At 73.0% G+C, this 16,444-nt stretch carries 18 protein-coding genes; 10 read left to right on the top strand and 8 right to left on the bottom strand.

Annotated features, from left to right (window positions below; genetic code table 11):
- The first annotated feature begins 98 nt into the window (after positions 1–98).
- The 5 genes from Voc01_RS31900 to Voc01_RS31880 all read left to right on the top strand — a co-directional run bounded on the left by Voc01_RS31900 (position 99) and on the right by Voc01_RS31880 (position 7,937).
- A complete protein-coding gene (locus Voc01_RS31900) occupies positions 99–1,595 on the top strand; it encodes a GGDEF domain-containing protein (protein ID WP_203931318.1) in 1,497 nt (498 codons plus the stop codon).
- Between the two features lie 324 nt (positions 1,596–1,919).
- Positions 1,920–3,080: an endonuclease/exonuclease/phosphatase family protein gene (locus tag Voc01_RS31895; protein ID WP_203931317.1), complete on the top strand. Its 1,161-nt coding sequence runs from the start codon at positions 1,920–1,922 to the stop codon at positions 3,078–3,080.
- Positions 3,081–3,142: 62 nt separating this feature from the next.
- Positions 3,143–4,987: a WD40 repeat domain-containing protein gene (locus Voc01_RS31890; RefSeq protein ID WP_203931316.1), complete on the top strand. Its 1,845-nt coding sequence runs from the start codon at positions 3,143–3,145 to the stop codon at positions 4,985–4,987.
- A 64-nt stretch (positions 4,988–5,051) separates the two neighbouring features.
- On the top strand, positions 5,052–6,989 hold the full coding sequence (locus Voc01_RS31885; RefSeq protein ID WP_203931315.1) for an Hsp70 family protein: 1,938 nt from the start codon (positions 5,052–5,054) through the stop codon (positions 6,987–6,989).
- Between the two features lie 117 nt (positions 6,990–7,106).
- Positions 7,107–7,937 carry a hypothetical protein gene (locus Voc01_RS31880; RefSeq protein ID WP_203931314.1) on the top strand — a complete coding sequence of 277 codons (831 nt, stop codon included), beginning with the start codon at positions 7,107–7,109 and terminating at the stop codon, positions 7,935–7,937.
- Between the two features lie 4 nt (positions 7,938–7,941).
- On the opposite strand, the gene Voc01_RS31875 is transcribed toward Voc01_RS31880, so the two are convergent.
- Positions 7,942–8,397, bottom strand: coding sequence for a response regulator transcription factor (locus Voc01_RS31875; RefSeq protein WP_239160613.1), 456 nt, complete (start codon positions 8,395–8,397; stop codon positions 7,942–7,944).
- Positions 8,398–8,534: 137 nt separating this feature from the next.
- On the opposite strand from Voc01_RS31875, the gene Voc01_RS31870 reads away from it, so the two are divergent.
- The 3 genes from Voc01_RS31870 to Voc01_RS31860 all read left to right on the top strand — a co-directional run bounded on the left by Voc01_RS31870 (position 8,535) and on the right by Voc01_RS31860 (position 10,290).
- Positions 8,535–8,819 carry a hypothetical protein gene (locus tag Voc01_RS31870; RefSeq protein ID WP_203931312.1) on the top strand — a complete coding sequence of 95 codons (285 nt, stop codon included), beginning with the start codon at positions 8,535–8,537 and terminating at the stop codon, positions 8,817–8,819.
- A 35-nt stretch (positions 8,820–8,854) separates the two neighbouring features.
- A complete protein-coding gene (locus Voc01_RS31865; RefSeq protein ID WP_203931311.1) occupies positions 8,855–9,961 on the top strand; it encodes a hypothetical protein in 1,107 nt (368 codons plus the stop codon).
- A 98-nt stretch (positions 9,962–10,059) separates the two neighbouring features.
- Positions 10,060–10,290, top strand: a complete 231-nt coding sequence (locus Voc01_RS31860) for a DUF6289 family protein (protein WP_203931310.1) — start codon at positions 10,060–10,062, stop codon at positions 10,288–10,290.
- A gap of 23 nt (positions 10,291–10,313) precedes the next feature.
- Here the strand turns inward: Voc01_RS31860 and Voc01_RS31855 are convergent, their stop codons facing one another.
- Both Voc01_RS31855 and Voc01_RS31850 read right to left on the bottom strand, forming a co-directional pair.
- Positions 10,314–11,132: a hypothetical protein gene (locus Voc01_RS31855; protein ID WP_203931309.1), complete on the bottom strand. Its 819-nt coding sequence runs from the start codon at positions 11,130–11,132 to the stop codon at positions 10,314–10,316.
- Between the two features lie 165 nt (positions 11,133–11,297).
- Positions 11,298–12,296 carry a hypothetical protein gene (locus Voc01_RS31850; protein ID WP_203931308.1) on the bottom strand — a complete coding sequence of 333 codons (999 nt, stop codon included), beginning with the start codon at positions 12,294–12,296 and terminating at the stop codon, positions 11,298–11,300.
- Between the two features lie 180 nt (positions 12,297–12,476).
- On the opposite strand from Voc01_RS31850, the gene Voc01_RS31845 reads away from it, so the two are divergent.
- Complete coding sequence (locus tag Voc01_RS31845) at positions 12,477–13,517, top strand: hypothetical protein (protein WP_203931307.1); 1,041 nt, start codon at positions 12,477–12,479, stop codon at positions 13,515–13,517.
- Between the two features lie 30 nt (positions 13,518–13,547).
- On the opposite strand, the gene Voc01_RS31840 is transcribed toward Voc01_RS31845, so the two are convergent.
- From Voc01_RS31840 to Voc01_RS31820, 5 genes are all read right to left on the bottom strand, one after another.
- A complete protein-coding gene (locus Voc01_RS31840) occupies positions 13,548–13,793 on the bottom strand; it encodes an NAD(P)/FAD-dependent oxidoreductase (RefSeq protein WP_203931306.1) in 246 nt (81 codons plus the stop codon).
- Entirely contained in the window at positions 13,742–14,299 is a 558-nt protein-coding gene (locus Voc01_RS31835) for an NAD(P)/FAD-dependent oxidoreductase (RefSeq protein ID WP_203931305.1), read from the bottom strand. The genes Voc01_RS31840 and Voc01_RS31835 overlap by 52 nt, the downstream gene beginning before the upstream one ends.
- Positions 14,300–14,303: 4 nt before the next feature.
- Positions 14,304–14,744: a cyclic nucleotide-binding domain-containing protein gene (locus tag Voc01_RS31830; RefSeq protein ID WP_203931304.1), complete on the bottom strand. Its 441-nt coding sequence runs from the start codon at positions 14,742–14,744 to the stop codon at positions 14,304–14,306.
- Positions 14,745–14,878: 134 nt separating this feature from the next.
- Entirely contained in the window at positions 14,879–15,277 is a 399-nt protein-coding gene (locus tag Voc01_RS31825; RefSeq protein ID WP_203931303.1) for a hypothetical protein, read from the bottom strand.
- Positions 15,278–15,331: 54 nt separating this feature from the next.
- Entirely contained in the window at positions 15,332–15,541 is a 210-nt protein-coding gene (locus Voc01_RS31820) for a hypothetical protein (protein ID WP_203931302.1), read from the bottom strand.
- A 93-nt stretch (positions 15,542–15,634) separates the two neighbouring features.
- On the opposite strand from Voc01_RS31820, the gene Voc01_RS31815 reads away from it, so the two are divergent.
- Complete coding sequence (locus Voc01_RS31815) at positions 15,635–16,321, top strand: CGNR zinc finger domain-containing protein (RefSeq protein ID WP_203931301.1); 687 nt, start codon at positions 15,635–15,637, stop codon at positions 16,319–16,321.
- The last annotated feature ends 123 nt before the right edge of the window (positions 16,322–16,444 follow it).

The following is a 16,444-nucleotide window of genomic DNA, read 5'->3' as shown; positions in this document are numbered from 1 at the left end:
GCACCCACGTTCGCCATCCAGGGGTCGCCCGGGGCGGTCTCCGTGCCTTGTCCCCCGGAAATGCTGATCGTCGGGACGGTCGGACCGATGTGGACTGCATGAGGGGTGGCCGTCGCCTGTGGCCGGCGTGGAAGGTGTTCAGCACCGGGGGAGCCGTGCTGTGTGTCGCCTACTTCGCCCTGCCCTGGGACCTGGCCGCGACGGCGATCAACGTCGTGCTCAACGCCGCGGCCGGGGTCGCGCTCGTCGTCGGCCCGGCCCGGGCGCGGACGATGGTGCGGTGGCCCTGGTTCGCCATGGCCACGTCCATGTGGTTCTACGCCGCCGGGCTGTCGTACTACGGCGCCCAGGTGGTGCTGGTGGGACGCGACGTGTTCCCCTCCCCCGCCGACTACCTCCTGCTCGCCGGCGCGCTCTCCCTGATCGTCGCGCTGACCGGGTTCGTCCGGGTCCGGCGGGCCCACGCCGACCGCCCGGGCGTCATCGACGCCCTGATCGTCTCCACCGGTGCCGGGATGCTGTCGTGGGTGTTCCTCATGTCGCCCCATGTCCACGCCGGTGGTCTGAGCGGCCTCGCCCGGGTGGTCCTGCTCGCGTATCCGGTCACCGCGTTGTTCTCGCTGGCGCTCGTCCTGCGCATGGCCCTCGGCCGCCGGAACCGTCCCGTGCCCTACCTCATGCTCGTCGTCGCCGTCGCGGCCGGGCTCTTCTCCGACACCGCCTACTCGCTGCTGATGCTGTCCGGCACCTACCGGTTCGGTGACCCGATCGACCTCGGCTGGCTCGCGATGCGCGTCCTCCTGGGCGCGGCCGCCCTGCATCCCGGCATCACCGGCATCTTCGTCCCCACGGCGACGAGGTCCTCCGGCGTCATCGGCAACGGGCGGTTCGCGGCGCTGGCCCTCGCGAGCCTGTGCGCTCCGGCGGCGTTGACCATCCAGTGGCTGCGCCACGAGCGGTTGGACGTGCCGGTGTTCGCCTGTGGTGCCGTTGTGCTGTTCCTGCTGGTGATCGCCCGGCTGTGGGGCGTCATGAGCGGCCTGTCGCGGGCGCTGGCGACCGTCGAGCGGTTGGCGAACACCGACCAGCTGACGGGACTGGCGAACCGTCGGCAGTTCCACGACCGGTGGCACCGGGTGCTCGCCGGGAGCACCGGACCGACCGCCCTCCTCTACGTCGACCTCGACGGGTTCAAGCCCGTCAACGACACCCTCGGCCACGCGGCCGGCGACGCGGTGCTGGTCGCCGCGGCCGACCGCATGCGGACCAACGTCCGGGCGGACACGTTCATCGCCCGGATCGGTGGGGACGAGTTCGCCGTGGTCCTGCCCGACGTCGCCGGTGACGACGCCCACTCGGTCGCGCGGCGCATCGTGGAGGTCCTCGCCGAGCCGTTCACCGTCCACGACGGCGAGGCGGTCATCGGCGCGAGCGTCGGCGTGGTCGTCGCCGACGCCGGTGACGATCCGGACGTGGTGCTGCGCCGGGCGGATGCCGCCATGTACGCCGCCAAGGCCCGGGGCAGGGGCCGGGTCGGCGTCGTCGACGGGGTCGCCCCAGCGGTCGACGCGGCGGTCGACGCGGTGGTCGGTTAGCGACCGTCGTTCGTTCCGGTTCCCTTGATCGGTCGGGATGGGGTGGCCGGTCGTGGGGTCCTCCGCCGTCGCCGGCGCGCGGCGGGCCCGTCCAGCGACGGCTCGACGGCGCGCGAGGGATCGACGGCCGTGCCCCACTCGATAGACCGCACGGCATCGAAGGCGGCGCCAAGGTGCGGACATGGCGCGCGGACCGGTCGGGCCACCCGCCGCCACCGCACCCGACCCGATCGACATCCGTTGCCCCTCCGACCCGCACAGGCGTCGATGTCGGGGTGACCGCGACGGACCGGTGCCGCGGCGTCGGTCTGGCAGGCTGCGGCGATGGACTCCCGCCCTCGAACTCTCCGACGTCGTACGGGCCGGCGCTGGGCCGCGGTCGTCGCGGTCGCCCTCGCCGGCGCCGCGGCGGCGCCGGCATGGCTGCCGACGGCCTGGGCCGACCGGACTCCCCCGCCTTCCGCCGGTAACGCGCCCTCGGACCCGCAGGAGCTGCGGGTGATGACCCGCAACATCTACCTGGGCGCCAGCCTGACGCCGGCGCTGACGGCCCGGGACACCCCGGGCCTGCTCGCCGCGGTGTCGGCGATCTACGCGGGCGTCCGCGCGACGGACTTCGCCGTCCGGGCCGAGGGGCTGGCCGACGAGATCCAGGCCGCGCAGCCCGGTCTCGTCGGGCTCCAGGAGGTGACCACGTGGACGACGACCGGGCCCGGCGCCGGCCCGTCCCAGGACTTCCTCGCCATCCTGCAGCAGGCGCTGGACCGGCGCGGCCTGCGGTACTCGGTGGCGTCCGTGACCGCCGGCACCGACGTGGGCCCGATCCCGCTGACCGCACCGTGCGCGTCCCCGACCGTGGGCGCGTGCACGATCCGGCTGCAGGACCGCGACGTGGTGCTGGTGAACGAACGGACACCGGGACTGCGGTGGTCGACCCCCCGGAACGGCACCTACCGGGCCCGGCTGGCGGTTCCGCTCCCCGGCGTGCCGCCGGTGCAGCTGGTCCACGGCTGGGCGTCGGTCGAGGCGACCCACCACGGGGCACCCTTCCGCTTCGTCACCACGCATCTGGAGACGCAGCAGGCGCCGGACGTGCAGGAGGCCCAGGCCGTCGAGTTCCTGAACGGACCCGTCTCGGGCGCGGACACCGTGATCGCCGTCGGTGACTTCAACTCCGCCGCCGACGGCACCACGACCGGCACCTACCGCCTGCTGACCGGACGGTTCCGCGACGCCTGGGCCGCAACGTCGCCCGCCGCCGACGGCTTCACCTGCTGCCAGGAACCGACCCTGTCCGGTACCGCCGGACAGCTGGCGTCCAGGATCGACCTCGTGCTGCTCACCGGCCCGGTGTCGGCGCGGCACGCCCGCGTCGTCGGTGCCCAGCCGTTCCGGGACGCACCACCGCGTTACACGTCCGACCACGCGGGCGTGGTGGCCGGCGTCCGCTGGGAACGCCCGGCCGGGGCGGGCCCGACGCCGTAACGTCCGGGCCGCGATCACCTCCGGCGGCGGAACTGTCGCATCACGCTGTTAGCGTCCGACGCATGCAGGAGTATGGATCCGGCCGGTTCCGCGGCATGTCCACACACGGCCGGCGGAGGTTCTCGACCGACGGGCGTACGGTGCTCCAGAACCTCGGGCGGTTGCAGGCGGTCGACGTCGAGACCGGCGAGGTGGTCACCGGCGCGAAGGTCGGTGCGTTCGTGCCGGTCGGCGGGCACGTGGTCGCGGTCAACGGGTCGGCCCTCGAGGTGTACCGGGCGGCCGGCCTCGAACCGGTCCGCACGGTCGAGGTCGGTGTGACGCTGGGCCTCGATCGGCGTCCCTGCCTCGCCGCCGGCGGGGGCCTCGTGGCCGCGCTGGCGAACGACGACGGTGCCGGCACGCTCGCGGTGGTCGACACCGGAACGTGGCAGGTGCGGCTGGTCGGGCTCGACGCGGTGCCGTCGTGTGTGGCTGTCGCCGACGACGGGTCGGTCGTGGCGGTCGGTACCGACCTCGGAAACGGCGGGCGGGTGCTGCTCGTCGACCCGGCCACCGGCACGGTCACGGCCACGCTCACCGGGCCGCGGGCGCCGGTCACCGGGGTCGCGGTGCGGGGTGACCGGGTGGTGGCGGCCGCCGGGGCGCGGGCCCTGGCGTGGGAGCTGCCACCGCCCGGGCGGAAGAAGGCGCCGAAGGCCACCGTGCTGTTGGCCGCGAAGAAGCCGGCGTCGCTGGTGGGTGTCACGTCCGCGGGAACGGCGGTCGTCCACGCCGAGAAGCTCTTCGGGGTCGACGCGGTCACCGGGCAGACCGCGTGGGAGTCGGCATGGGTCTCCGGAGCCATGCTGTGCGGCGACCGGCTCGTGGTCGACCGGTACCGCACGGTCGTGGAGCTCGACCCGGCCACCGGTGCCGAACTGCGCCGGTGGGAGACCCCCGCGTACGCCTGGCTCGCGGCGGTCGCGTCCGACCGGATCGCGGTCGAGTTCCACGCGCGGGTGGAGGTGCTGGGCGACTGCGACACGTGGCCGTCGGCGTTCGACGGGCACATGGCCGCCGTCAGGTCCGCCTCGTTCGACGGCGAGCGGTTTGCCACGGGCGGCCACGACCAGCAGGCGTTCGTCTGGGTCCGGAAACGGCCCCAACCGCTGTTCGGTGTTCTCGGCTCGGAGCACGACCGTGAGGGCGCCGTGTACCTGGCCGGCGACGACCTCTACACCGGCTTCGGTCACGGAGTGCAGCGGTGGCACGTCGACGGCACCCACGAGGCCTCGGTCGACGGTCTGAAGAGCACCCCGACCCTCATCCGGAGGCTGCCGAACGGGCTGGTGATCGTGGCCACGAAGGTGTCCCGGAGCCGGTACGGCGAGCTGTACCTGCTCGACGGGAAGACGCTGTCCGTCCTCGACAACGGCCGCATCGGGATGGACCTGCTGTACGCCGACATCGTCGACGACCGGCACGTACGCGCATACGGCGCCCGGCTGGACATCACCTACGACTTCGCCGCCCGCCAGCGGGTCTCCGAGACCGACCACGGCCGGCCCGCGTTGGGCGACGCCTCGTACCTGCTGCCGTCCCGGGGGATCCTGGTGGAGACCGGCCGCTGGTGGCCCGCCGGCGGGTCGAGCGGCCAGTGGATCAGCGTCTACGACCTGTCCGCCCGCGACTTCCGCCACCGCCGGCTCGTGACCGAGCCGATCGTCGGTCGGGCGGCCCTGTCGCCGACCGGCCTGCTCGCGACCCCGCACGCCGACGCGGTCCGGGTGTGGGACCTCGACACCGGCAGCGTGCTCCGCGAGCTGGCGACGGAGCTGGTGCCCGAGTCGCTGCGCTGGTTCCCCGACGGCACCGCGCTGCTCGCCTCGGCGGTCAACGGCGCGCTCCACGAGCTGCCGGTCTGACAGACCGGGCCCCCGTCGCATCGACGTGGGTTCATCGCGATCCGGGGCGGTAGCATCCGTGACCGTGCCGAATCCGTCCCCGTACCGGTTGGCCGTCGACTTCGGCACGTCCACCACCGTCGCGATGGTCCAGCGGCCCGACGGTCCGATCCGGCCCCTGCTGTTCGACGGTTCGCCGCTGCTGCCGTCGGCGGTGCTGCTGGACCCGGCCGGAACGCTGCACACCGGGAGGGACGCCGTTCACCTGGCCCGCCGGTGGCCGGAGTGCCTGGAGCCGAACCCCAAGCGGAGGGTCGACGAGGGCTCGGTCCTGTTGGGCGAGCGCGCCGTCGAGGTGGTCGACCTGGTCGCCGCCGTGCTGCGCCGGGTCGCCGTCGAGGCCGCCCAGGTCGGTGGTCCGCCGGACGAGGTGGTGCTGACCCGTCCCGTCGGGTGGGGACCGGTCCGGTGCGGGCTGCTCACCGGGGCTGCCGCGCGGGCCGGGATGGCCGTCGACCGCCTCGTCCCGGAGCCGGTCGGCGCCGCCCGCTACTTCGCCGGGTCGGGGCGCGTGGACCTGCCGGTGGGTGGTCACGTACTCACCTTCGACCTGGGTGCCGGCACGAGTGACGTCGCTCTGCTGCGGCGGGGTGACGCCGGGTTCGACGTGGTCCGGTCGGCGGGTCTGGACGACCTCGGTGGGCTGGACGTGGACGCCGCTCTGGTGGCCTTCCTGCGGTCGCGGTACGGGCAGCTGTGGCACGACGAGGTCGGCCGCCGGGCGTTGTGGGACGACGTCCGCGGCGCCAAGGAGATGCTGTCGCGGACCGCCGCGACGTTCGTCACCGTGCCGGCGACCGGTGAGGAGGTACCGCTCGGCCGGGGCCAGTTCGACGAACTGGCGCGCCCGGCACTCGAACCCGCGGTGACCCTGATGAGGCGCCTGGTCGAGCAGGCCGGCGTGGCGACCGGCCAGATCCGGGGCCTGTTCCTGGTCGGCGGCGCGAGCCGGACGCCCCTCGTGGGTACGCTGCTGCACGATGCGCTGGGCATCGCACCGACGATCACCGACCAGCCGGAGCTGGTGGTGGCCGAGGGCGCCCTGCAGCCGGAGCCCGACCGGGCCGTCCCGTCGGGTGCCGCGCTCGCCACCGGTCCGCTCCCGCCCGGCCCGCTCCCGCCCGGCCCGCTCCCGCCCGGTCCGCTGTCGTCGGGCCGCGGTTCGGGACCACCGTCCGTCGGCGCGCCGCCGGCCGCCGGCGGCGTGCCGCCCGCCGCACGGGGCCGGAGCCGGGCCGTCCCGATCGCGCTGGTCCTGGCCGGTGTGGTGGCGGCTGTCGTGCTCTCCGTCGCCGTCCTGTCCAACGCGCTGCGGAAGGTCGAAGGGACCGGCGACGGCGTGTCGGCCGGCCCCACGGCCACCGGCGCCCGGTCGATCCCGCCGATCTCCCCGCCCGCCTCCATACTCTCCTCGCCGGGCTCGGCGTCCCCGCGGTACTCGTTCGACAATGTCTCGGCGCTGTGCCCGAAAATCGACCTCAGTCCGCTGAAGCCGATCTTCGAGAAGGAGGACGAAGCGCCGCTGTCCTCCCGCAACCCCGGCGTGGTCCCGGGAACCGGCCGGGCCGACTGCATCCGCAGCGTGCACCACGTTCCCGCGGACGGGCTCAGCGACTCCATCGTGACGCTCAGCTTCACGTTGATCGTCGAGCCCAGTGCGGCCGACGCGACGAAGGAGTACGACTCCGAGCGGGTGAACCACGAGAAGAACGACGCCGGTCCGACCGACGCACCGGGTGTCGGTGAGCGGGCGTTCACCTACCGGGCCAGCGGCGACAGGCCCGGACCGGGCAGCCAGGCCTTCCTGGGCCTGGAGGTCCGTGACGCGAACCTGCGCTGGTCGGCGCAGATCGAGGCGCGGCGGATAGCGGAGGGACCCTGGTCCCAGGCGCAACGCACCCGGATCGAGTCGGCGTTCCTGGCGTCGGCGCGGCAGAGCTTCACCAACGCGACGACCAAATAGGGCGGCGTTGTGCGGGTTCGGTGAAGGGTTCGGGCGCGGCGTTGACCGTGGGCCGGGGCCCGACGGACGATCGGCGCCATGCCTGCGGGTCGATGGTCCATCGCTGCAAACCCATCGGTGACGCACCTGGCCGGCAGCACGGCCATCGGGCTCGTCGTCGGCGCGATCGTGGCGGTCGCGATCCGGCACGCCCACGATCCCGCCGCTGCCGGTCTGACCCTGCCCATGGAGGATCTGGAGGCGGCGGGCATGGCCCTCGGGGCCGGGCTGATCGTGGGTCCGTTCCTGGCGGCGATGTTCACCTCGGCCCGGCTGCTCACCGCCACGGCCCTCGCGGCCGGCGTCGGTGGGCCGGTCCTGGCCGCGGTGTTCCTGGGGACCCTCGACGGCGGCGCGGCCGGCGGCGCCGACCGCTTCCTGGCGTGGACGCTGGCGGTCACCGCCACCTACACCCTCGCCGGAGTGACGACGGCGCCGGACGTCGTCCCCCGTGACGTCCTCGTCGCCGCGGTGACCGCCGTGGTGGCCCTGTCCGGAGTGGCACTGCTGGAACAGACCCGCCAGGACCGGTGGCGGACCTGGGACGTCACCCATTCCGACGTCGCCCTCGTGCTCCCCGACCTCCCCGGGTTCGCACCGACCGGGATGCGGTTGGACCGCGCCGGCATCGACGTCGAACTGACCGGCCCGGCGGGCACCGTGCTCGTCGAACTCCTCGACCGGGAGGCGTCGCTGGTGCGGCGGTGCGACGGCACACGGTGCTGGGACAGACCGGGCGACCGGTGGTCCGCCGGCTCCGTCGTCGCCCGCCGCCACGCCGGCCGGCTCGTCCAGATCCGGGTAGCGGACGGCGGATCCGCCGTGGTGCCGGTCGACGTACCGCTGCGGCCGGTCAGCGCCGACCGGCTCGCACGGCTTCCGGTGCTGAGGCCCCGTTACGTCGACTGACCGCTCACGGCGGGTCCGGCTGGACGGTGCCGTTGCGGCGCAGGTGGGTCAGCACCGCGAGGACCCTGCGGTGTCCGTCGTCGGACTCGGCGAGTCCGAGTTTGAGCAGCAGATGCCGGACATGGCCCTCGACGGTGCGTTCGCTGACGAACAGCCGTCGGGCGATCGCGGGGTTGTTGAGGCCTTCGGCCATCAGGGCGAGGACCTCGCGTTCACGGTCGGACAGGGCGGCGAGCGGGTCGTCGTGGCGGGCCGCTATCAGCACCCAGCCGAGCGGATTCACCCGTTGGTGGGAGGCGATCAACGCGCCCGCGAACGCGAGACCGATGCCGTTGAGCGGATACAGGACCGTGTCGTACAGCGGCTCTGACCCGAACGACAACGGCACCGACGCGGCACCGCCCGCGACGGCGAGGGCCAGCAGCACCGCCGGCAGCGCACGGATCCGGAATCGGGCCACCCCGCGATGGTGCAGCGCGGGGCGCGGCGCCCACAAGCGTGCAGGCACCTGTCAGCCAACCGGTGACAGCCCGGCTGCCACGGACCGCCCCGTCGGGCCACGGTTCTCGCATGTCCCCGACCTTTGAGGAGCCTCGTATGAACACATCCCGGGCGACCGCCGCCGTCGCCGTCCCGATCACGGCTTTCGCCGTCGTCTACGCCAGCCGCGCGGCCGTCGCCGGCTGGGAGCCCTCGTGGGGCTGGCTGTTCCAGGCCGTCATCCACATCGGCGAGCTGCTGGCCGTGGTCGCTCTGGCGGCGTCGGGCGCGGCGGGCGGCAGCCGCGCGGCGCGGGTGGGCCTGGCCGCCGCCGTCGCCGGCCAGGCGCTCCTGGCCGCGGCCGACCCGTTGCGCCGCACGTACGGACCTGCCACGATCTGACCCGTGATCGAAAGAATCGAGTCCTCCGTCCGCCGGTGAGCGCGACGGCCGAGCGTGAGCCGCTCGGATCCCTGTACGACTACGCCCTTCTGCTGCACGAGCGCAGTCCCGACGGACCCCTGCCGCGCGACGGCGAACCGTATCCCGATGGGAAACGGCACGGCGGTCCCCTGTCCGACGACCCCGAGTTCTGGCGCAGCGACGGCGTCGCGGTGGCCGTGGTCCTCGATCGGCATTTCGCCGATCCCCATGCGCGGCCGGCCGACCTCGTCGGCCCACTCCACGAGGTGGACGTTCCGATCCACCAGAACCACCACGTCGCCGCCGCGGCGCTGAGGGCCGACCGGCAGCGTGTGCTGGACACCGGCCGGTGGCTCGTGCGGCATGGCTCCGACCGGTGCGCGGTCACCGTCGGGTTGGCGCTGCTGGCCACCGACCACGACCCCACCGACATCGACCTGATCCGCACGATCGGGCTGCTGTCCAACCGGTTCGGGCCGCTCGCGGCGAAGGCACTGCGACGCCGCCACGACCGCGGCCACGAGGCACTGCTGTGGTTGGCGCAGCGGGTCGCCGGCTGGGGCCGGGTGTACGTCGTCGAGGAACTGTGCCGGTACGTCACCGCCGACACCCGCGCGTGGCTGCTGCGCCACTCCTGCGACGGCGACTTCCTCAACGGCTACTACGCGTGGAACGTCGCGACAGCGGCGCACCTGCACGCGGCGATCGTCGACACCCACGCCGACGACGAGGTCGTCGACCACACCGGACTGCTGCTGCGGATCCTGGCGGGCTGCAGCGGAATGGGCCTGACCCTCGAGGACTACCCGCCGGCACCGGCCGTGCTCGCCGCGCACGCCGCACACCGGAGCCGGCAGGAACCGACCGCGGCCCGCTACGTCCAGTCGGCGACGATCGCCGCCCACCTCACCGGAAACTCACCGCGGAAGTGCGGATGCACCGCTCCGCAACGCGACGACATCGTGCGCCGCTACCTCACCGTGCTCGACCGGCCGGAGTGGCGCGACACCATGCGCGCCGACCACGTGCTGAACGACGAGTACCACACGTGGTTCGCCGGCACGGTGGGACGCCAACTGAACCTGGAACCGTTCCGCGACCGGCGATCCCCCGGCCGGTGACAGCGCGACCGCGGCGTGGCACTGCCCTGCAACCGGTCTGCAACGCCGGCGGGGACGCTGGGTCTCCGATTCCGGCACCGACACACTGGAGGATCCGAATGCTCACACGAGGTCTGCTCTCGGCTGCGTTCGCCGTCGTCCTGCTCACCGTTGGCGCGTCCCCGGCCGCCGCCATTCCACCCGGCGACCAGTTGCTGGTCATCGACTACTACAGCAGTGGCGACCGGGAGACCCTCATCGGCCAGAAGTGGCGCGGCTGCCCCGGGCAGGAGCCCGGACAGTGGGGCCGCACCTCGACCCACATGGGCTTCCACACGGTGCCCTGCTGACCCGCCGCCCCTGACGACCCCGGTCAGGCCAGGGTGCGCCAGGAGTCGTAGTGGTGGACGGCCACCCCCGCGAACGCCGGGTAGGACCCGGCCTCCGCGGTCACCTCGGCCAGCGTCTCCTCCAGGGCATCGGCGCCTTCCTCGGCGAAGGTGCAGTGGGTGCACTCGATGAGCGGCTGCGTCTCTGTGCCCAGGCGCACCGGCCTGCCCGCGGCGCTGCCCTTGGCGAGGAGGTCGGCGCCGACGGCGGTCACCGAGTTGGGACCGGTGGCGGTGTCGCGGTAGCTCATCACCGTCACCGCGTCGACCCGCCGGAGCAGCTGCGTTGCGAGGTCGGTGCCCTTGGGCAGGGCCACCTCGCCGTACCAGAACGCGACGTCGGCCTCCAGCGGCAACGACGATGCCGCGTTCAGCTTGTCGAGCATCGCCAGATACCTGGTGGCGGTGCCGGCCCGGTCGGTGTTCCAGGCCGGGAGCAGGTGCGGCTCGACGTCGACGTGCAGTGCGTCGAACAGTCCCGTGGCCGTCACGGCGCGGGCCCAGGAGACGGCGGCCGCGTGCTGCGTGGTCCAGGACGGGTCGCCGCCGAGAGCGGCGAGCGAGATGCCGGCGGCGGCCGACCTGGCGCGGAGCTCGCGCAACCACGCCAGGTCCGGCTGCGTCGGGGTGTAGGCCAGAATCTCCCGGACGTCGTGAGCCTGCGCCCAGGCGACCACCTCGGCCGGCGCGGGGGTGCTCCAGAGCCACATCGCCCGTCCTCCGGGTGCGGTGGCGGCGGCCGGGGTGGCCGGCAGGAGCCCGGCCAGGACAGCGGCCACCAGGACCATGACTCGGATGCGCACGTTGGTTCCCTTCCACGCCGGCAACGGACCGGGCCGGCAGGCTTCATAAGGTAGGCGAACCGTGACTCTGGGTGCGTCGACCCGTGGCGCTGCGTAGTCTGGCCGTTCGGTGGCGCGGAAAGGCCGCACCTGCCCTCGCGGAGGGCGCGGACCCCGGGGCCCGGCTCAGCCGTTCAGCGGCGGCAGAACGGTTTCGCAGTTGACGTGGGTGCCCCCGGCGCGGGGCGCCCGGATGACGTCGGCCCCCGGGCCGCAGTTGACGTGGCGCACTCCGGCCCCGAACGCGTCGACCTGGTCCGCTGCCGACCCGAGGATCAGCCACTCGATCTCCAGGAAGTGGTCGGTGTCGCCGCTGTAGCGACCCAGACCCACGTCGACGGTGTACACGGCGGTGGGGACGGTCCGCGCGCTGTAGGTCAGCTTGTCGAAGCCCTCGCCGCCGACGTACCGGTCGAACCGGCTCGTCGTGTCGCCGGCGTCGAACACATCGGCTCCGCCGAGGCCGAGGATCTCGTCGCCGCCGCCGAGGCCGTCGAACATGTTGGGCAGGTCGTTGCCGGTGAGGACGTCGGCCGACCGGCTCCCCATCACCTTCTCGATGTCGTCGGCGACATTGTCGTGGTCCCGCCAGCGCCGCCCGTCACGGTCGTCCCCGTCGAGCGTCACGAAGACCCCGGAGTCGGCGCCGTCGTAGCTGATGGTGTCGAGGTCCGGCCCACCGGAGTACGCCATCCGCGACGTGGACGGCCCGGTGACCGCCGCGGTCAGCTTGTCGTTGCCGGCTCCGCCGTCGGCGCTGCCCGTCAGCGGACTGCGCAGGACGAGGAAGTCGTCGCCCGGGCCGAGGGCGACCCGCAGCCGGGTCACGTCGGATCCGCAGCGGGCCGTGTTCGGGTCCAGCAGCTTGCAGCCGGATCCGGCGCTCAGCGGGTTGTTCGCGTCGTGGACGATGGCCCTGGTCCCCTCGACCCACACCTCCACCCGGTTGGGGTTGGCACTGTCGCGGGCGTCGAAGCTCACCTCCCCGGTACTGCCCGAGACCTCCACCAGCGGTGTGCCCGCGCCGGTTCCGGCCGCGGCCAGCGCCGGTGCCGCCACCGTCAGGACGCCGACCGCCAGGCCCGCCGCGGTCAGGACCCGACGCACCGTCGGACGTACGTTCATTGCTGTTCCTTCCGTTCACGTCAGCGGGCGCCTGCGTCCCGTCGACAACCGCCGGAGCTACGTGCGGCCGGACCCTGCCGGATCGCGGAGAGGGCTGTGCCGCTCGACACAGGCCGCACGGCGAACCGCGGGCCGGGTCGGCACCGTAGACCCGCCGGAACCCAACACCCTGGAGGAACGATGAACATCCGCACGGTCGGATCGGCAGGCGCGGCAACGGTTGCCGCCGCCCTGCTCACGTTCGCTGGGCCGGCCACCCCGGCCGGCGCGAACGCCGGCACCTGCGTCGCGCAGACCCGCGCGACGCTCACCAGCACCGGCAGTCCTTTCGGAGGTGACGGCCGGAGCACCATCACCTGGACCGCCGACGTGCCCGACGGCTGCGCGCCGATATCCATCAAGCTCAACGGCTCGACCGTCGCCAGGCAGGGCTCGCTGAAGGTCCAGCCGGCCGTGGGCACCGCCTACACGCTGCGCGCCGTGTACGGCAGCCAGGGCAGGGATCTGGGGATCACCGGGGCCCTCGGCGGAAAGGTCCTCACCTACGCCACTTCCCTGGCCGGCTTCGTGCCGACGCCGACGGGGGTGGGTGTGCCCGAGGCGGGCGCACTCGCGCACCGGGTGCTCGCGTCCCTGTCGAACTCGAGCCGGCTCCAGCTCAGCGGTCGGGTCGTGGAGGTCCACGTGATCCCGGTCAACGTCGCGCTCACCGACCTGGAGCCCTGGCGGTACCTCCGGAACCGCATGACCTGCGACGACCTGACGCCGGGAGCCGCACCCGGCGCGAAGATCCCGGGCTGCGTCGACGACCGGCCATGGAACGCCGTGCGCGGAACCGGCGGCACCGTGATCCCCGGCACGAACCGGCTGGCCGTCTCGGTCGGCGCGGAGGAGGTCACCACGACGACCCGGGTGCCGACCAACGGACGCGGGCACATCCTCGTGCACGAGCTGGGCCACGCGGTGCTGACCTACGCCACCGCTCCGGCGCTGCGCACCACGGTGACGCAGACGCTGATGGCGCGCGGCCCGAACGCGACGTACGTCGGGAGGGACTCCTACACGTCGTCGAGCCCAGACGAGTACTGGGCCGAGGGAACCGCCGCCCTGTTCGGCTACTACAACGCCTACCTGCTCCGCCACGAGTACACCGAGGCGTGGCTGGACCTCAACGACCGTCCGCTACTGGGTCTGCTCCGCGGCGTGTACGCCAGGCGCTGAGGCGCCTGCGCGCCGGACGACGCGGTGTCCTCAGTGCCCTGCCAGCACGGCGTGCACCGAGGACACCGCGCTCGCCCCCTCACCGACCGCGGCAGCGACCCGCTTGATCGATCCGGCCCGGAGGTCGCCCGCCGCGAAAACCCGCTTGGCGCTGGTCTGGAAGGGAAGCGGGAGCTCACGGATCCGGGTCTGGACGAAGCCCTTGTCGTCCTTGGCGATGCCGGTCAGCCAGGCCGCCTCGGGCTCGGCGCCGATGAAACAGAAAGTCCCCGGCATGCCAGGTCCTCCCGCAGACCGTCGTGGCCGTGGACGGCGATCGACGTCAGCGTCGCGCCACCGACGACGGTCACCGGCGACGACTCGTAGCCGCGCACGTCCAGCTCCGTGGCCGCGTACCGGATGCATCCGGCCTTCTCGAACTCCGCCAGGCGAGGGACGTCGAGGCGGCGATACCGCGCGCCTGTGGCGGCGATCACGGCTCGCGTCGCGATACGGGTGCCATCCCTCAGCTCCACGACCGGAAGCTGCGGATCGTCGATGTCCAGACCGGTCACCTGGCACGGTGACGAGATGTGGACACCGAACTTGAGTGCCTGGATCATCGCGAGCCGGGTCAGTTGCTCACCACCGATGCCCTGCGGAAAGCCGAGATAGTTCTCGATCCGCGCGCTCGTGGCAGCCTGCCCGCCCAGCCCGCCGGCATCGACGAGAACGGTCGCCAGCCCTTCGGAGGCGGCGTAGACCGCGGCGGCCAGACCTGCCGGTCCGGCACCGACCACCACCAGGTCAGGGGTTCGTCCGACCGACGATCTCGAGGGCGCTGCCGGCCGCCGACCGGAGTACCTCGCGTCGCGCTCGGAACGTCTCGATCAGCACGTCTGCGATATCGACCTGCTCGGCCAGCACCCGCCGCAACGCGGGACCGCCGATCCGAACGACCAGCCCGGCCTCGACGACCTTCGCCGTGGCGAACACCTGCTGGCCGGTCAGGATGCTCAGTTCTCCCAGGAACTCGCCCGGTCCGCGCCGGTAGACGAGATGTTCGGGTTCGACCTCGGTCATATCACGGATTACCTCGACCGTCGCGGTGCGTAGCGGGTAGAGGTCGTAGGTGGGGTCGCCGGAGGAGTACAGGCGTCGGCCCACGTCGGCCCATTCCTCGGTGCCGTAGCGGGCCAGGCGGTCGAACTGCTCCCCCTCAAGGAGGCCTTCGTCTCCGATAGCCATGCGGGCACGCTACGGGTAGGGAGTGGAGAGACAGTGCATTCGTTCGGCTACCCCATTCGAGGCCGAACGCCTGCTCCGGGCCGAGGATCGCACCGGCCGTTGAGGGCCGGTCTATCGGTGCTCGAGCGCACGCGTCAGTCGTCGTTGCCGGGCGGGATCGCGAAGACGTCGTCGCCGCGTAGGCAGTCGCCCCGGGGGCGGGGAGACAGCGGGTGCGGCTCGCCCACCACGACCTGGGCCCGCCACCCGCCGGTCGCCAGCCCGTCGGAGGAGTGACCGGCGAGCCGGTCGTCGACGGCGTCGCCGAGCAGGCCCGCCTGTTCGAGGATGACGAACAGCGCGTCCGCCGCGCAGGTCACCATCTCGTCGGCCTCGGTGGCGCCCGCGCCCGGGTTGAGCTCGCGGTAGGCGCGCCGTGCGGTCGCCAGGAGGCGGCCCGCGTCGGTGACCGTGAAGTCCCGCCGTAGCCGTATGGACAGTTCCATGCCGTCGACGAGCGGATCGTCGCCGATCACGTTGTCGTCGGAAGCCACGCCGATACGGTAGCGGTCCCCGTGTCGCCACCTCCCCGCGACGCCGCGTTCCCGTCACACGTGCTGCAGCGGGCTGTGGCCGGCCCGGGCGTCGACCGGGCCGATCCGGTCGGCCAGCCGGTGCAGGGCGCCGGCGATCCGGACGCGGAACGCGGCGGGCGCGGGGGGCCGGTCCTCGGTCACCGGCGCGTGCGGCAGCGCTGACCGCGACGCCTCCCGCGTGAGCTCGACGCCGAGCCGCCCGACGGCGTAGTTGGTGTGCATGGCCCCTCCTCGAACTACCGGCTAACCTTGCTTTAGTGGAAGCATACTCGATGTGCTGCCGGTAAAACAGCCTTTAGTGGTAGGTGGACTGTGATGAACGACGCGACCGTGGGCGTGGAAGGACTCGTCCGCAACGGTGGGGCGCTGTGCCTGGACTTCATCAACACGGTGGAACCCCGGACCGGTCCGGTGTCCCGCGAGTGGCTGACCGGGTATCCGGACCTGGTGACGTGGGCGCGGTACGGCGGGCTCGTCGACGAGGCCACCGCGGACGCGCTGCTCCGCACGTCCGCTGCCCGGCCTTCGGCGGCGCAGGCCGCGTTCCGGACCGCCATCGACCTGCGCGAGGGACTGTTCCGACTGTTCGCCGCGATCGTCCACGACACCACGCCGACCCCGGCGGACCTCGACCTGCTGGGCCGCGCGTTCGCGACCGCGACACGGCACGGCCGGCTGGCGCCACACGCCGACCGGTTCGACTGGACCTGGGACGCCGCGGTCCCCGCCGACGCGTCCGGCGACGCGTCCGGTGGCGCCTCCGCGGACCCGCTCGGTCGACCCTGGTGGCCGGTCGTCGCCTCGGCGATGGAACTGCTCACCCACGGTCCGCTCGACCGGATCAAGCAGTGCCCCACCGACGAAGGCTGCTCCTGGCTCTTCCTCGACGCCACCAAGAACCGCAGCCGCCGGTGGTGCAGCATGGACGACTGCGGCAGCCTCATCAAGGCACGCCGCCAGACCGACAAACGGCGAACCGCCCGCCAACGCACCCGGACCTGACAGCGCCGGACCGTCCGATGGAACTGCCCGGTCGATCCGACCCGCCCGGACTACCAGGTCCCGCGGTGCGCCGTTCGTGGTGTGGCTGGGGGCCGCCCGCCGCCGGCTCCCACCGTGACGGGC

The sequence above is a fragment of the Virgisporangium ochraceum genome, from assembly GCF_016863655.1.
GTDB classification, from domain to species: Bacteria; Actinomycetota; Actinomycetes; order Mycobacteriales; family Micromonosporaceae; genus Virgisporangium; species Virgisporangium ochraceum.
This window is presented reverse-complemented; position numbering and strand designations above follow the sequence as displayed.

Coding starts and splice junctions, on each gene's coding strand:
- Voc01_RS31830 (WP_203931304.1), bottom strand. CDS start 14,744: ATGGCTATCGGAGACGAAGGCCTCCTTGAGGGGGAGCAGTTCGACCGC.
- Voc01_RS31850 (WP_203931308.1), bottom strand. CDS start 12,296: ATGAACGTACGTCCGACGGTGCGTCGGGTCCTGACCGCGGCGGGCCTG.
- Voc01_RS31845 (WP_203931307.1), top strand. CDS start 12,477: ATGAACATCCGCACGGTCGGATCGGCAGGCGCGGCAACGGTTGCCGCC.
- Voc01_RS31820 (WP_203931302.1), bottom strand. CDS start 15,541: ATGCACACCAACTACGCCGTCGGGCGGCTCGGCGTCGAGCTCACGCGG.
- Voc01_RS31840 (WP_203931306.1), bottom strand. CDS start 13,793: ATGCCGGGGACTTTCTGTTTCATCGGCGCCGAGCCCGAGGCGGCCTGG.
- Voc01_RS31815 (WP_203931301.1), top strand. CDS start 15,635: ATGAACGACGCGACCGTGGGCGTGGAAGGACTCGTCCGCAACGGTGGG.
- Voc01_RS31895 (WP_203931317.1), top strand. CDS start 1,920: ATGGACTCCCGCCCTCGAACTCTCCGACGTCGTACGGGCCGGCGCTGG.
- Voc01_RS31900 (WP_203931318.1), top strand. CDS start 99: ATGAGGGGTGGCCGTCGCCTGTGGCCGGCGTGGAAGGTGTTCAGCACC.
- Voc01_RS31870 (WP_203931312.1), top strand. CDS start 8,535: ATGAACACATCCCGGGCGACCGCCGCCGTCGCCGTCCCGATCACGGCT.
- Voc01_RS31890 (WP_203931316.1), top strand. CDS start 3,143: ATGCAGGAGTATGGATCCGGCCGGTTCCGCGGCATGTCCACACACGGC.
- Voc01_RS31860 (WP_203931310.1), top strand. CDS start 10,060: ATGCTCACACGAGGTCTGCTCTCGGCTGCGTTCGCCGTCGTCCTGCTC.